The 14,609-nt window shown below is 54.8% G+C and carries 14 protein-coding genes; 13 read left to right on the forward strand and 1 reads right to left on the reverse strand.

Features of this window, described 5'->3' with window-relative positions:
- Positions 1-114 precede the first annotated feature (114 nt).
- The 7 genes from BU251_RS01460 (at position 115) to BU251_RS01490 (ending at position 10,312) form a co-directional block, all read left to right on the forward strand.
- On the forward strand, positions 115-3,390 hold the full coding sequence (locus tag BU251_RS01460; protein WP_128699132.1) for a hypothetical protein: 3,276 nt from the start codon (positions 115-117) through the stop codon (positions 3,388-3,390).
- A 97-nt stretch (positions 3,391-3,487) separates the two neighbouring features.
- The gene (locus tag BU251_RS01465; RefSeq protein ID WP_128699133.1) at positions 3,488-4,039 is read left to right on the forward strand and encodes a tol-pal system YbgF family protein; all 552 of its coding nucleotides are present in this window, start codon (positions 3,488-3,490) and stop codon (positions 4,037-4,039) included.
- Positions 4,008-6,083, forward strand: coding sequence for an AsmA family protein (locus BU251_RS01470; protein ID WP_128699134.1), 2,076 nt, complete (start codon positions 4,008-4,010; stop codon positions 6,081-6,083). The genes BU251_RS01465 and BU251_RS01470 overlap by 32 nt, the downstream gene beginning before the upstream one ends.
- Positions 6,080-6,607 carry a MogA/MoaB family molybdenum cofactor biosynthesis protein gene (locus BU251_RS01475; RefSeq protein WP_228767826.1) on the forward strand — a complete coding sequence of 176 codons (528 nt, stop codon included), beginning with the start codon at positions 6,080-6,082 and terminating at the stop codon, positions 6,605-6,607. Before BU251_RS01470 ends, BU251_RS01475 begins: the two co-directional genes overlap by 4 nt.
- A gap of 86 nt (positions 6,608-6,693) precedes the next feature.
- Positions 6,694-7,527, forward strand: a complete 834-nt coding sequence (locus BU251_RS01480) for an FAD binding domain-containing protein (protein WP_128699135.1) — start codon at positions 6,694-6,696, stop codon at positions 7,525-7,527.
- Positions 7,524-7,997 carry a (2Fe-2S)-binding protein gene (locus tag BU251_RS01485; RefSeq protein ID WP_128699136.1) on the forward strand — a complete coding sequence of 158 codons (474 nt, stop codon included), beginning with the start codon at positions 7,524-7,526 and terminating at the stop codon, positions 7,995-7,997. Before BU251_RS01480 ends, BU251_RS01485 begins: the two co-directional genes overlap by 4 nt.
- Positions 7,994-10,312, forward strand: coding sequence for a xanthine dehydrogenase family protein molybdopterin-binding subunit (locus BU251_RS01490; RefSeq protein ID WP_128699137.1), 2,319 nt, complete (start codon positions 7,994-7,996; stop codon positions 10,310-10,312). The genes BU251_RS01485 and BU251_RS01490 overlap by 4 nt, the downstream gene beginning before the upstream one ends.
- A 48-nt stretch (positions 10,313-10,360) precedes the next feature.
- Here BU251_RS01490 and BU251_RS01495 read toward each other — a convergent pair whose 3' ends face one another.
- Positions 10,361-10,960 (reverse strand): nucleotidyltransferase family protein, encoded by a 600-nt coding sequence (locus tag BU251_RS01495; RefSeq protein ID WP_128699138.1) that lies wholly within the window; start codon positions 10,958-10,960, stop codon positions 10,361-10,363.
- A 17-nt stretch (positions 10,961-10,977) separates the two neighbouring features.
- On the opposite strand from BU251_RS01495, the gene BU251_RS01500 reads away from it, so the two are divergent.
- The 6 genes from BU251_RS01500 to BU251_RS01525 all read left to right on the forward strand — a co-directional run bounded on the left by BU251_RS01500 (position 10,978) and on the right by BU251_RS01525 (position 14,582).
- Entirely contained in the window at positions 10,978-11,742 is a 765-nt protein-coding gene (locus tag BU251_RS01500; protein ID WP_128699139.1) for an XdhC family protein, read from the forward strand.
- Between the two features lie 179 nt (positions 11,743-11,921).
- Entirely contained in the window at positions 11,922-12,332 is a 411-nt protein-coding gene (locus BU251_RS01505) for a pyridoxamine 5'-phosphate oxidase family protein (protein WP_128699140.1), read from the forward strand.
- Between the two features lie 22 nt (positions 12,333-12,354).
- Complete coding sequence (locus BU251_RS01510; RefSeq protein WP_128699141.1) at positions 12,355-12,726, forward strand: YkgJ family cysteine cluster protein; 372 nt, start codon at positions 12,355-12,357, stop codon at positions 12,724-12,726.
- A complete protein-coding gene (locus BU251_RS01515; RefSeq protein WP_128699142.1) occupies positions 12,723-12,983 on the forward strand; it encodes a hypothetical protein in 261 nt (86 codons plus the stop codon). The genes BU251_RS01510 and BU251_RS01515 overlap by 4 nt, the downstream gene beginning before the upstream one ends.
- Positions 12,984-13,199: 216 nt before the next feature.
- Positions 13,200-14,102, forward strand: coding sequence for a PfkB family carbohydrate kinase (locus BU251_RS01520; protein ID WP_128699143.1), 903 nt, complete (start codon positions 13,200-13,202; stop codon positions 14,100-14,102).
- A gap of 39 nt (positions 14,103-14,141) precedes the next feature.
- Entirely contained in the window at positions 14,142-14,582 is a 441-nt protein-coding gene (locus BU251_RS01525) for a hypothetical protein (RefSeq protein ID WP_128699144.1), read from the forward strand.
- Positions 14,583-14,609: the final 27 nt, after the last annotated feature.

Consider the following 14,609-nt stretch of genomic DNA (forward strand, 5'->3'; position numbering starts at 1 on the left):
ATAAAGTGATAATGGGTGCGGGGGTTTCATTCGCGGCCGGCCTGCCGGCCTATGACTTATGGAATTTGCAGAAGAATTCCATAAATCATCCGTTCATGAAAGGAGTTCGAGACAGTGTCTGTAGCTTATCGTTTTCAGAAGACGGGCGATTTTGTCATTGAAGACTATAATCGCGCCAGGGCATGGTCGAGTTTTTTTCCGGGGATCGCCGGCCTTTACGGCATCCCTTTGTGGGTCTTTTACGTCAATCGCGGCCAGTGTATCGCCTCCGCCGGCATCCGCACCAAGGACGAGGCCATGATGGAATATCTTCCCGCGAACAAGGCATATCAGTTGACGCCGACGCAGGGGTTCCGGACGTTCATCAAGGTGCGCCGAGGTAAAAAACAGATTTTTTATGAGCCGTTTTCCCCCGTTCATGCCGCAGGGGCGGCCGAAGGCATTTCTAACAGGCTCACTATCAGACCGTATGAACTGGAGCTGACGGAGGTCAATACCGTCCTTGGTCTCAAGACGGAGGTCCTTTATTTTTGTCTCCCCGGTGAACCTTATGCGGCCCTGGTGCGTTGCCTGACGGTGACAAATATATCGCCGCAGCCCCAAGGCCTTGTCGTCTTAGACGGTCTGGCCGCCCTCGTGCCTTACGGCGTCAATAATTTCTTTTTGAAAGAGATGAGCCGTACCATCGAGGCATGGATGACGGTCGAGAATATCGGCAGCGGCATCCCGCTGTATAAACTATCGACAGACCCTCGGGACACCGCCCAGGTGGCTTTTGTGAGGGGCGCGCATTTCTATATGGGGTTTGAGGAAGGCAAGACCTGCCGTTCCAACAAGGTCATCGCCGACCCGCAGGCGATCTTCGGTCAAGAGACGGATCTTATTCGTCCCTCGAGATTTGAAGAGTCTGCCGCGTTTGCCTATCCGGCCCGCCAGGCGGCAACCAATAAGATGGCCTGCGCTTTTTCTTTTCTGCGCTGGCATCTGAAGAAAGCGCAGTTCTCTTCGCATATGTCCTTGCTTGGGCACGTTTTCGACGTCGGCGACGTCAAAAAGTACGGCCTGGAAAAGATCGATGCTTCTTTCATCCGCGCCAAGCGCCGGGAGAACCGCATTCTCGTCGAGGACATCACCGACAGGATCTTTACCGCCAGCGGCAAGCCCGTGCTGGACCAGTATGCGCGCCAGACATATCTCGATAATGTCCTGAGGGGCGGCCTTCCGGTGACGCTCGGGTTGGATGGCAAGAAAAAAACGGTTTATGTTTTTTCGCGCAAACATGGTGATCTTGAACGCGATTACAACAGGTTCGTGGTGACGGCCACATACTTCAGCGAAGGGGAAGGCAACTACCGGGACGTCAACCAGAACAGGCGCAGCGACGTGTTTTTCAATCCAGCGGTCGGCGACCAGAATGTCCGCGATTTTTTGAATCTCATTCAGCTCGACGGCTACAATCCCCTGATTTACAAGGGCAGGAGGCATGTTATCCATCCCGACGATTTTGTGGCCGGCGGGCTGGCGGATTGCTTCCATGAAAAAGACGCCAAAAAGCTGGCGCACATCCTCAGCAAGCCCTTCACCGTCGGAGAAGTCTTTCAGTATTTGAGCGAGAACCGGATCCGCTCAACCTGCTCCCGGGATGAGCTTATCCGCCGCATCCTTTCTTTGTCGTCTTCCTGCGAGGAGGCCCTTTTCGGCGAAGGGTATTGGTCGGATCACTGGACGTACAACACGGACCTTTTGGAGAGTTTTTACGCGCTCTACCCGGAGCGGATGAACCATCTCCTTTTTGAAGACAGGACTTTTACGTATTTCGATTCTCCGGCTTGCGTCAAACCCCGTTCGGAGCGTTACTGCGTCCAGCATGGAGAGGTGCGGCAGTTCCATGCCGTCTATGTCGACGAAGAGAAGAACCAGCTTATCCAGAAGCGTCACGACCACAAAAACAAGGTCCGCACGCAAAACGGCGACGGTGAAGTCCTGAAAACCACGCTGATCGATAAGCTCGTTTGCCTCATCACGAACAAGTTGGCGACCCTGGACCCTTATGGCGCCGGTGTCGAGATGGAGGCGGACAAGCCGAATTGGTATGATGCCCTCAATGGTCTTCCAGCTCTCCTCGGGTCGTCGCTTTCCGAAACATTCGAGATCAAACGCCTGATCCTTTTTCTCAAGAGGATCTTTGAGGAGCTGCATATTCCCGACGGACAAACGGTTCAGCTCGTTGCGGAAGTCGGCGGTTTCATGGGGCAGATCAGGGATTTCCTGGAGAGCACGCTCTCCGATGAGGAATATTGGGACGAGTCCCATGCGGCCCAGGAAAGCTATCGCGCCCGGGTGAGGCGCGGGGTCGCCGGCGATGCCCCCAAGATCGTCACCGTGGCCGAATTGAAGGCCTTTTTTGATCTGGCTTTGAGGAAGATCAATGCCGGCATTGCCAAAGGGTGCGATAAGGCCACAGGCCAGGTGAGGACGTATTTTTCCTACACGGCCCTTCATCATGAGACCCATACGGATGCCGCCGGAAGGCATCGTGTGGTTGTGCGCGATTTTCGCCAGAGGCGTCTGCCCATGTTTCTGGAAGGTTATGTGCATGCCTTGCGTACGGAACACTTCAAATCTGCAGAGATCCACAGGGCCGTCAAAAAAAGCCCCCTCTGGGACAAAAAGCTCAGGATGTACAAGGTGAATGCGTCTCTTCAGAAAGAGAGCTATGAGATCGGCCGCGCCAGGGCCTTTACGCCGGGGTGGCTTGAGAACGAGTCTATCTGGCTTCACATGGAATATAAATATCTCCTGGAGCTTTTGAAGAATGGTTTGATAGAAGAATTTTATAAGAGCGCATCGGAAGTGCTGGTTTGTTTTCAGAGGCCGCAGCGTTACGGCCGCAGCATCTTGGAGAATTCGTCTTTCATGGCATCCAGCGCCCATGTCGATCCGTCCGTGCACGGCCAGGGATTCGTCGCGCGCCTCAGTGGCTCAACAGCCGAATTCATCCACATGTGGCTTCTCGTGTCCATAGGCCAGAGGCCTTTTTTTGTGGATAACGCCGGAGAGCTTTCTTTGCGGATGGAACCCATGCTGTCCAGGGATTTGTTTACCGCCAAGGTGCGGCAGGATACTTGTTGTGATATCGACGGACGGCGGCGCGATATCCAGACGCCTGTGTCGGCGTATACATTCCTCTTCCTTGGCCGTACGATCGTCACATACCTTAACCCGAAAAAGAGGGATACGTTCGGCAAAAACGGTGTGCGTGTGGCCCGGATTAGGCTTTATGAGGGCGAAAAAGTCGTCCTTGAGACCGGGGGCTGTGTTGTGAGAGCTCCGTTTGCGGCCCAAGTGCGCGACGGCCGTATTTCCAAGATCGAGGCAGAATTAGGGTGATTTTCTGACAAGAGAAAGCCTTAGCAGGCAACCTGCCTTGGCTTCAGTCTACAGCCAGAACCAAGGATAAGGCCAAAGGCAGGAATCAAAAGGTGGCATGATGAGAAGAAGAGCTTTGGGATTGTTGTGCGGCGTGGCCCTGTTTGTGGCGGGATGCGCGACGGTATCGGAGACAGGCGATAGGTACCGGGCGGCTATCCAGGCCTTCCGGAATGACCAGTCCTATTTTGCTTTCATGCACCTGAAGGCTATCGTCAAAGACGACCCGAATTCTCCTTATGCGCCAGCGGCTGCATTTGCCCTCGGGGAGTATTATTTCGATAACGCGGATACGCTTAATGCCATCAAGACCCTTTCGGACTACGTGAGCCGCTATCCGAAGGACAAGGGGGTCGTCTTCGCCAAGCTTATCATTTACAAGATCATCACCGGGATCAAAAAAGATGAGCGTTTGAGCGAAGAACAGGCGGCCTTGATCAAAGAGATCCGCAAAGAGCTTTTCTCTCAGCCGCTTTTTCTGATCTTTTACGACAGGAAGATCCCGCGTTCCTACAAGTCCATTTTCGATCACTCCTATCTTGTCTATGACTACGTCGACAAGATCAAGGTTTTCCGCGATGATAAAAACTTCCTCGAACTCTCGCCATAAAACGTGGCGGCGCCTGCTTATTATTGTCGCCGGAGTTTTTCTTTTCTGGGCATCGGCAAGCGCTGTGCTGACAGCGATCCTCAATGCACAGCTTTCGGCCTTGAAACCGTTTTTCCGCTCCGAAGGATTGACCCTTGGTCATGGACGCGCCATTTTCAATCTTTTCTCGGGCGCTGTCATTAATAATTTCTACTGCGAGGACAGCGAGGGTTTTCTGTGGCGCATCAAGCGCCTGGGCATCGGCTTCGATGTTTCCTCCGTCCTGCGCGGCAAGGTCGAGATCAAAAATCTTGTTTTCGGGGAGAGTCGCATCGATCCCCGAAGGCTCTTTGCGCATGCGGACGACCTAGGCCGTATCACCGGCCGCCTGGACAGGAATGTCGGTTTTTTTGACACGACATATTTCGGATGCGATCGCCTCAGTCTTGGAGAGAGCGGAGCTGTTGCCATCCAAGGATATCTCTCCCGCCTTCCGGGAGGCCTTTATATCTCCAAGGGAGAGCTGACCCTTTTGTCCGTTGCTTTTTTGCAAAAGGTGGATCCGGCAGCCCTCAACGGAGGCATCGCCGAACCCCTGGATTATCTTCTGGATATACAGGTCAAGGACGGGACGGGGGAGATCCAGCGTTTCGAGATCAATAATGCACTCCTGCATTGTGCGGGTTCAGGCAAGATCAGCGGCGTCGGAACAGACGAGGCCGCCATAGACATGGCGCTCAATGCGCGCCGTCTTATCCTTGACGATCTGCCGGTCATCAACAGCAAGGATATGCAGACGCGCGGTACGGCGGAATTTACGCTTCATCTTGGCGGGCCCTTGAAACGGCCGGACATCCGCGCGACGCTGAAGATCGACAATGCCGAACAGGAGGTTTTGGACGGTTTGTCCCTGCGCAAGGTGAACGGCACGGTCGTTTATGAGAAGGGCAGGATTTCTTCTTCCCGGATAGATTTTTTTCTTAATCAGGTCCCTTTTCAGGCAGATTTTTTGGTCGACACCAGCAGGACCCGGCCCCACATTTTTCTGGATTTGAGCTCTGTGCCGCAGGGTAAGGATTCCAGCGATCTCGTCGTTAAGCTCGATGCGGATTGGACGCAGGACCTCCGCCTGCGGGGGGAGGCGGGCGGTTCCTGGCGCTATGTGTCCCAGGATCTTGTCCATCATATCGCCTTTGTCGTTAAGGGATTGGAGGCGGGGATCGACCGAGACCTGTCTTTTTCTTCGGACGATGTCCGTCTTTCTTTCGACGTCACATCCGGAAAAGACAACAACACCAAAGATGTCTTCCATCGCACCTTCATATTGAAGGACGTCTCGGCCACCGGCAGGAAACAGAAAGAGGGATTCGCGCTGGAACCTTTGAAGGCCGCCTGTTACGGCGGGACGCTGGAAGGCCGGGTTTTCTTTTATTCGACAACGGCCGGAGCCTTTGGCGCCAATGCGGAAGGGCATGTCCGCGGCATGGACCTTCAGACTTTTGTCGAGCAGACACCGGAACAGACATCGCTTATCCTTGGCCGCCTGGACGGCGACCTGAAATTCGACACGGAGCTCAAAGATATGCTCAAGGGGCAGTTTTTTGTGACAAACGGCGTGATCGAACAGAATTCCCTTATGAATGCCGTTGCGGATTTTCTGGGTGTGCCTTCCTTGAAAAAGATCGCCTTTAAGGATTTGTCCGTTTTTTTTAGCGGCGGCCGCGGAGATTACTCCTCGAAGGTCTCCCTGACGTCGGATGATGTTTCAGCCCTTCTGGAGGGTGATGTCACCAGTTACGACACGATGGATGGCTATCTTTCTGTTGTCATTTCCACGCGTCTTCTCAATGAATCGAAACAGTTCAGGAAGATGCTGGTTTACATCAAGCATGACCAGCCGTCTGTCTCTTTTCCGTTCAAGATTTCTTCTTATATCGAGAGTCCGCGCATCCTGTGGCTCAAAAATGAATTCAAGGAGAAACTCTCCAATCTTCTGCCGGAGCGCAACAAGCGTTATCTCCAGAAACAGGTCAGTTCCATGGTGGAAGGGATCAAGGTGGAATGATGAGGCGTACGGGACATCGGGCTGTCCGGGATGCGTCGTGGGCGGGTTGCAGGGTGGCGGTGGCCACGGTCAGTGATTCATGCGCAGCCGGTTCGAAAAAGGACGCCAGCGGTCCTCTTTTGAAAAGACTCCTGGAATCGCTCGGAGCGGACGTCATTTCTTGCGAGATCGTGGCGGATGATTTGCCGAAGATCGCCGGTTTGCTCAAAGGCTACGCCGATGCATTCAAGGTTGACGTCGTTTTGACAACGGGGGGAACAGGCCTGGGTCCGCGGGACGTGACGCCGGAGGCTACACGGTCCGTCCTCGATAGGGAGGCGCCGGGTCTGGCCGAATGGATCCGTGCGCGGGGCGCTGAAAAGACCTCGCGGGCCGTCTTGTCGCGGGGGGTGTGCGGATTAAGGGGCCGCACGCTCATCATCAATCTTCCCGGCAGCCCTAAAGGTGCGGCCGAGTCTTTTGAGGCCGTTGCCGGACTCGTGCCTCATGCGTTGGCGATGGCCAGGGGTGAAGGGCATGCCTAGCGGCGAATCTCCAATGCCGTTTTCTTTGAAGGTGATTTCTGTTATAATTCTTCTGCCCTGAGAGGGCAAAATGAGGCCATAGCGATATGCCGATATTAAAGGATTTTCGTTATCACGCACCTGTTTCCGTTGACGAGGCGCTGGCACTCTTGCGCAAGTGTGAAAAACCGGTCGTTTTGGCCGGCGGAACCTTTGTGTTGAATACCCTTAAAAAAACCGCCGCTTATCCGACAGATGTCATCGGTCTCAGGAAGATTGCACCGTTGCACGGCATCAGGGATACGGCAAGGGAGACGGCGATCGGCAGCATGACGACGCTGGCCGAGATTGCATCGTCTCCCGTCATCCGTGAGCATTTTGCGGTTTTGGCCGAAGCTGCGGCCCGTGCGGCGACCACCCCTTTACGCCATATGGCGACGATCGGCGGCAACGTGGCGAGCCGTTTCTTCTGGGTCGACCTGCCCGTCGTCCTCATGGCGCTCGGCGCCAAAGCGGCCTGGTCCGGCGTCAAAACAAAAAAGACATTAACCATCGAAGACTTTCTCGCCCTGACGGGCCAGGAGGCCAGAGGCATCTTGACGGAAATCGTTTTGCCCAAGAGCGGCCTGACCGGAGTTTATTTCCGCCATACACAGACTATAGAAGTGGATGTCCCTATTGTCGCTATCGCCTTTGCGGCCCGGCGGCAGGCAGATGCGGTCAAAGACGTACGCTGTATCGTGAATACGACGCTCTCGCGGCCCGTGCGCCTGGCGGGGACGGCGTCTTATTTTGAGACGACGGACATCAAAAAGTGGAAGGCTGCGGAGGCGGCAGAGGCGCTTCGGGGCGATCTACAGCAGAGCAAGCTCGATGACTACCGCCTGCATTGTCTCTGCGCCGATCTGGAATTGTTGATCGGCAAATTCAAACAAACATGAAAACTGTAACCCTGGATGTTAACGGCAAGGTATTTTGTCTGGATGTTCCCGACGGAGAGCTTCTGATCGAGACGTTGCGGGACCGTTTGGGGCTCCTGGGTACGAAATACAGTTGCCTGGAGGGCGATTGCGGCGTCTGCACGGTGCTGGCGGACGGAAAGAACGTCTTGTCCTGCCTGATGTTGACCGTTGAAGCCGAGGGTCGAAAAATCATGACCATCGAAGGGCTGACCCAAGGGTCGTCTCTGCATCCCATCCAGCAGGCATTTATCGACGAAGGCGCTGTCCAATGCGGCTTCTGCACGCCGGGCATGGTCTTGGCATCCAAATCCCTTTTGGATCGTTGTCCTTTGCCGACAAAAGAAGAGATCGCCCATGCCCTGGACGGCAATCTCTGCCGTTGCACGGGTTATGTGCGTATCATCAATGCTGTTTTGTCTGCGGCCCAAAAGATGAAGAAGACCTCATGAAGACGACGAGCCCCGTAGGGAAAAGCGTGCCTCGCATCGATGCGCGTCAGAAGGTGACGGGAGAGGCGACGTATGTCTTTGACCTCAAGTTCCCCGGCATGCTTGTCGGCAAGATGCTGCGCAGTCCCCATGCGCACGCCCGGATCGTCAAGATCGACACTTCAAAAGCCGAAAAGCTCCCAGGCGTGCGGGCGGTCGTGACGGCTGAGGACACGCCGAAGATCAAGTTTGGCTCCAATGAATATTTCTTTCCTTATACCGTCGACCAATATCCCCTGGAATTCGAGAAGGTCCGTTATATCGGCGATGAGATCGCTGCGGTTGCGGCCGTAGACGAGGCGACAGCTGAGCAGGCCCTTTCCTTGATCGATGTTCAATATGAGGTCCTGCCGGCGGTCTTTGATGCGGTGGCGGCGATGAAACCGGGGGCGCCGCAGATCCATGCGGCGAGGAATAACATCGGCGTCATGCTGCCGGTCTGCTTCGGCGACCCCGACCGCGCCCTTAGGGAATCGGATTACGTGCACGAGGATGTGTTTGTCCTGCCGAGCGCGGCGCATGCGGCGCTGGAACCTCACGTTTGCATCGGGCAGTATGAGGTGTCGACGGACAGGATCACGCTTTGGTCGTCGACGCAGGCGCCCTTCAAGATCCGGGAGGCCATGGCCAAAACGCTCAAGATGCAGGAGGCGGATATCCGCGTCATCAAATTGAACGTCGGCGGGGGGTTCGGCGGTAAGCTTGAGATGTTCCCCATGGATTTCTGCGCCTGCCTCTTGTCCAAAAAGTGCGGCGGCGCGCCGGTCAAGATGATGTGCACGAGACAGGAGGTTTTTTCCTGCACGCGGCGCAAACACCCCATGATCTATAAGCTGAAGTCAGGGGTCAAGAAAGACGGGACCCTCATGGCGATCACCGGCGAGGTCATTGCCGACGGCGGGGCGTATTGCAGCTACGGCCCGACGGTCATCGCAGCGGGGATCATGCGTTTCATGATGGTTTATCAGTTGAAGAATATCCGACTCTTTGGTTCACGCGTTTATACAAATAATTCGATCTCCGGCGCCATCCGTGGTTTCGGCGGCGTGCAGTCGGGTTTTGCCATCGAGTCGCACATGGACATGCTGGCGCGCGGCATCGGCATGGACCCTGTCGAGTTTCGCCTCAAGAATACGACGGATCCTAATACGCTGACGATCAACAAGATGATCATTTCCTCCAACGGCCTCAAGGATTGTATCAGGAAGGCGGCCGAGATTTCCGGATGGAGAGAGAAGTACGGCGCCAAAAAAGAGACGTCACCCGGTGTCTTGCGCGGCATCGGTATCGGTATCGCGGCGGACGTCATGGGGTCCAAGATGTACAAGTCGCATGAATCCGCCGGTTCCATCATCAAGGTGGAGGAGGATGGATCGGTATATCTTTTTACGGGCGCGGCGGATACGGGCCAGGGATCGGATACGGCCATGGCGCAGATCGCGGCGCACGAACTGGGTGTGGCCTATGAGAGGATCCGCATCAAGGCGGCCGATACCGAGATCACGCCTTTTGACACGGGGAGTTTTGCCAGCCGCGTGACGTTCATCTCAGGCAATGCCACCAAGAACGCAGCCACCGACGCCAAACGTCAGATCCTGGAGGTTGTCGCGCAGGAATTAAAGCTCGGCGTCCAGGATCTGGATATCGAGGACGAACAGGTGGTCAATAAAAAGAGCGGAAAGATGCTTCTTTCTTTCGACCAGGCGGTGGTTTTATGCTATTCCTTCAATTATGGCCGTCTCATCATCGGCCGGGGCAGCTATAATCCCAAAACAACGCCCATTGATTTCCGCACGGGAGAGGGGAATATCTCCGGCAGCTATGGTTTTGAAGCCCAGATCGCCGAAGTCGAGGTCGACACGAAGACGGGACGGGTGAAGGTGTTGAAAATGTATGATGTCCACGACATCGGCTATCCCATCAATCCGGCGAGTGTCCACGGGCAGATCGAAGGGTCTATCGTCATGGGCCTGGGATATACGCTTTACGAAGATTTGAAGTTCAAGGAAGGCCGCGTCGTCAACCCTTCTTTTTCCAAATACCGTATTCCGCGCTCCACGGAGATGATCCCGATAGAATCTGTTTTTATCGAGACCAACGATCCCCAGGGGCCGTTCGGCGCCAAGGGGATGGGAGAGGCTTCGCTCTTGCCGACGGCCGCGGCCATCGCCAATGCCATTTACGACGCCGTCGGTGTCCAGATCAAGGATCTGCCGATCACGCCCCAGAAGGTCCTGGCGGCCCTGAAAGATATCAAGAACAAAAAGCAGGAGTAGGACGCGCGGCTAGAAGCGGCAGGCATTAAGGAAAGACGCCGGCGGAAATCAGCCGCCGAGTGAAGTTTTGTTTCTGATCTTTTCAAATTCGAGGGGTGTATTAAAAGACAGGGCGACTCCCTCGTCGCAGACGGGGAGTTTGAGGATCTCGGAGGCGTGGATCTGTTGGACGGTCGAAAGGGGCGCTTCGTCGCTCAGTTTTGCGAATTCCGCAAAGAGGGTTTTCGAAAAGACGGGCGGATGGCCCCCTCGGCCTTTATAGGTCGGTACCAAGATCGGAAAAGGGTTTTTTAGGAACGTCTCGACGATCGTGTCGATGGTCTCGGGCAGGACGAAGGGCGTATCGGCGGGAAGCAGCAGGACGCCTTCGGTATCAGCCGAGACGGCCGTCAATCCTTTTTTGAACGATGACGTCTGCCCGCGGGTGAAACTTTCATTGAAGATGCATTTGATCCTGGGATCACGGCAAACACAAGGGCGGATAGCGTCGGCATCGGCGCCGAGGACGACAAGGATCTCTCCCAGCTGCGTTTTGAGCAGTTGTTCCGATAGGAACGAGATCAGCGGCCGGGAGTGGAGGCGGGTGAGCGGCTTTGGAGAGCCGAAACGGCTGCTGGCCCCTGCAGCAAGCACAATACAGGAAACCATAAGTTCATTCTAAAACAATGCATGAGATAATCAACAGGATTCTTGAGATTTCGCGCCGCGGCCGGTCGTGCGTGGTCGCGACCGTTGTCGCTTCTTCGGGGTCGTCTCCCCGCAAGATCGGCGCGCGGATGCTTGTTTGTGACGACGCGGCCACCTTTGGCACGGTGGGGGGCGGCAGTCTTGAAAAACTGGCGATCGGCGATGCTTCGGCCGCTCTAAAAAAGAAGATGTCGTTTCTCAAAACTTATTCTTTGAAGAAGGGCGACGGCCTCCAGGTTTGCGGCGGCGAGGTCAGCATTTACTATGATGTTGTCTCTCCGCGCCGGCATTTGGTTATCGCCGGCGGCGGCCATATCGGGCTGAGCCTGTCTTTGATCGCCAAGCTTCTGGGATACGAGGTGACGGTCGTCGATAACCGTAAAGAATATGCTTCCCGGAGCCGGTTTCCTCATGTTGATCACGTCGTTTGCGGCCGTTATGAGGTTGCTTTGCCGAAGGCTGCTATCGATGAGGCGACGGCCATCGTGATCGTGACGCACGGCCATCTTCACGATGCCGTCGCGTTACGCTTGGCCTTGAAGAGCAAAGCTGGTTATATCGGGATGATCGGCAGTCGTGCCAAGATCGCGCATATCTTTAGCCAGATGCGCCGCCTGGGATTCAGTCCGGCACGGTTGAAGCAGGTCCATACACCTATAGGCCTTGATATCGGCGCCGAGTCGCCGGAAGAGATCGCCGTGGCGATTGCGGCAGAGTTGATACAGGAATATAGGCAAGCGTAGCGAAATTAAGAAATAAACGTCACTCCTCGCCTAAACACTCGAAAATTTATTGCCAGGGTTAGGCCGTCGGCCTGGCGCAGCCGGCCAGGACGGCCATCCGGCGGAAATTTCCTGCGTAGCCGCAGGGTTGATTTTGTAAGGTAAGAACCTTGGTATAGACAAAATCAAGGAGGTTATGTATGTCTTTAGATATTATTCGACAGATGATCTTTGAGGCCGGGATGGGATACCTGGCGACATGCGATGCAGACCAGCCGCGGGTGAGGGCGATGATGCCTGTTATGGGGGATGACGGCAGATTGCTGGCGGCGACGTTTCCAGCTACAAAGAAGATCGGCCAAATCGCCAAGAACCCTAAGGTCGAGGTTTGTTTTGTCGATAGGAAGCTCAGCCATTGCCGCATAGAAGGCAAGGCCTCTGTCAGCCAGGAGCAGGCATTGAAAGAAGAATTGTGGAATAAGCAGATGATGCTCAGGCAGTTTTTTTCAGGGCCCGAAGATCCGGCCTTCATCCTGATCGTCATTGTGCCTTCCAGGATCTCCTTGATGAACATCGGAGATAAGGGGTATACGGAAGTCCCTTTAGCATAATTTCAAGAAGCGGATAACGAAGATGAAACACAAGATGCGGCATGGGGTAATATGTCGTGCCTGCGGTTTTGGGCGTTGTTGCCGTGACGGCGTTGAGGTTGATCTGTTCGAGGCGGCGCGGATCCTAAAACAGCTCCGGAATCGACCATTGGGTCTGGCCAAACCGTGGTTCCGTTATCTTCGCGCCGACAAGAGATCTCCATCCGGGTTTGTCTTTTCGACGATCGTCAGGGACAAGAGGTGCGTTTTTCAAGACAAGAATATGCGCTGCAGGATTTATCCGATCCGGCCCCGTTACTGCCGGGAATTTCCCCTGGAGGACGGCCGAGTGGCGCCTTATTATCATCTGCTTTGTCATCACGCCCCGGGCCGCAGGCATAAAAGGAATCCATGAAGACGATAGCCTTGATCGCCGCCGTCGTTCTTCCTCTGTGGAACATTCCTTTGATTATCAAGATCCATAAGAGGCGATCGGCCGAGGATTTCAGCCGTTCTTGGGCATTGGGTGTATGGATATGCCTGATCGCCATGCTGCCTGCAGCTTTGCGGTCGGATGACATCGTTTTTAAGACCTACAGTATCGTGAATTTTATCCTTTTTTCCTTGGTCGTCGGCTGGGTGTTGAGGTTTAAGCGGAAAGCGCATCATTGAAGAAGTTTCTAAAAGGAGCAGAATGAAGGAATAAACGTTTATCCCTCGTCTCAACGCTTGTCAATTTTTCCAGGAGGGCCTGGCTATCTTCGCTAGCCGGCCACTCGGAAAAATTGTCTGCGCAGACTCGGGATTAACCCAGAAAGGGTAGACCTCCGCATTCCACATAGCGGAGGGCCTAATTTTGCAAGGAAGTTTCTAAAAGGAGCAAAATTAATGAGCATACTTGTCTTGGGGACAACAGCTTTGGATACGGTTCGTACGCCTTCAGGGGCCCGCCGGGAAATGCTGGGAGGGTCTGCCGTGCATTTTTCCATGGGGGCGCACCATTTTACGCAAGTGAACCTTGTCGCCATCGTCGGCTCCGATTTTCCCAAGAAACATATGGAATTCCTGCGCCGCAAGGGCGTGGTCCTGACGTCTTTGACCGTCGAAAAAGGGCGGACGTTCCGCTGGGAGGGAGAGTATCGCGGCGATTTAAACGCCGCCCTGACGTTGAGCACCGAGCTGGGCGTGCTTTCATTTTTCAAGCCGAGGATCGCCGAGCACCAGAGGTTGATCGATAATATCTTTTTGGCGAATGTCGACCCTGACATCCAGAGGCACCTGTTATCGCACATGCATTCTCCTCGCTTGGTGGGCCTCGACAGCATGAACTATTGGATCGATCACAAAAAGAGGTCTCTTGTCCGGCTGCTCAAAGATGTTCACATCTTTGTCGCCAACGACGCGGAAGCCCGCAGCCTCTCGGGAGAGACGAACTTGTTTGCGGCGGCCAAGACGCTGCGTCGCATGGGCGCGCCCATCGTCGTCATCAAAAAGGGGGAGCATGGCGTCATCGTTTTCTGCAAGGATTTTCTTTATTGCCTTCCGGCTTATCCGGTGGAGAAAGTCATAGATCCGACGGGGGCGGGGGATACCTTTGCGGGGGGGTTCATGGGATATCTGGCGAGCCGCCGCAAGATCGACGCGGTCGCCGTCAAAAAAGCGATCACCTACGGCACGATCATGGCGTCGTTCAATGTGGAAGGCTTCGGCGTGGAGCGCAGCTGCCGGGTGACGGGCCGGGACATCGCCCGCAGGTATCATCATTTAAAAATGATCGCTTCGGTGTGTTGACCGGAATATATGAACTCGAGAGGAGGTGATCCGGCTCCGATGAAGAAACAAGCGATGGAACTGAGTGTCCAGGACAGGGAATCTCTTTACAAAAGATATCTTTTCTGGTTATATAAGACCATCAGGGAAGATGCCGATCGCATTGACAGGAAATTTACGCAATTGGTGTTGGATGAACGGATTGCGGCTTTTCTGGAACGGGACGCGGCGTCGTTGGACAAAGACTTGCGTTGCGGCGTGGGGCCTTTTGTCGAAGAGTGGAAAACATATATCGCGCAAAAGGCCGATGACGCCCGCAAGCTGAAGTTTTCGGAAGCCGGGTCTTTGAAGTTCGAGTATGTTTTCTTGCGTCTGAAGCTGAAAGCGGTCGAGCGGCTTATCGTCGAGCGCCTTGGCCGCAGGCACCTCAAGGAGTTCAGGCGGCGCCTGGAAGAGGTCGCCATGCAGGGGATCCTGCAGGACCATTCGGGACGAAGATGAACTGTTTGTTCCAAAGAGCCGTATGAG

The sequence above is a fragment of the Candidatus Velamenicoccus archaeovorus genome (genome assembly GCF_004102945.1).
Lineage (GTDB): Bacteria > Omnitrophota > Gorgyraeia > Velamenicoccales > Velamenicoccaceae > Velamenicoccus > Velamenicoccus archaeovorus.

Bases quoted from the DNA above. Each gene is read 5' to 3' on its own strand.
- BU251_RS01465 (WP_128699133.1), top strand. From the start codon at position 3,488: ATGATGAGAAGAAGAGCTTTGGGATTGTTGTGCGGCGTGGCCCTGTTT.
- BU251_RS01470 (WP_128699134.1), top strand. From the start codon at position 4,008: ATGATAAAAACTTCCTCGAACTCTCGCCATAAAACGTGGCGGCGCCTG.
- BU251_RS01475 (WP_228767826.1), top strand. From the start codon at position 6,080: ATGATGAGGCGTACGGGACATCGGGCTGTCCGGGATGCGTCGTGGGCG.
- BU251_RS01480 (WP_128699135.1), top strand. From the start codon at position 6,694: ATGCCGATATTAAAGGATTTTCGTTATCACGCACCTGTTTCCGTTGAC.
- BU251_RS01485 (WP_128699136.1), top strand. From the start codon at position 7,524: ATGAAAACTGTAACCCTGGATGTTAACGGCAAGGTATTTTGTCTGGAT.
- BU251_RS01490 (WP_128699137.1), top strand. From the start codon at position 7,994: ATGAAGACGACGAGCCCCGTAGGGAAAAGCGTGCCTCGCATCGATGCG.
- BU251_RS01495 (WP_128699138.1), bottom strand. From the start codon at position 10,960: ATGGTTTCCTGTATTGTGCTTGCTGCAGGGGCCAGCAGCCGTTTCGGC.
- BU251_RS01500 (WP_128699139.1), top strand. From the start codon at position 10,978: ATGCATGAGATAATCAACAGGATTCTTGAGATTTCGCGCCGCGGCCGG.
- BU251_RS01505 (WP_128699140.1), top strand. From the start codon at position 11,922: ATGTCTTTAGATATTATTCGACAGATGATCTTTGAGGCCGGGATGGGA.
- BU251_RS01510 (WP_128699141.1), top strand. From the start codon at position 12,355: ATGAAACACAAGATGCGGCATGGGGTAATATGTCGTGCCTGCGGTTTT.
- BU251_RS01515 (WP_128699142.1), top strand. From the start codon at position 12,723: ATGAAGACGATAGCCTTGATCGCCGCCGTCGTTCTTCCTCTGTGGAAC.
- BU251_RS01520 (WP_128699143.1), top strand. From the start codon at position 13,200: ATGAGCATACTTGTCTTGGGGACAACAGCTTTGGATACGGTTCGTACG.
- BU251_RS01525 (WP_128699144.1), top strand. From the start codon at position 14,142: ATGAAGAAACAAGCGATGGAACTGAGTGTCCAGGACAGGGAATCTCTT.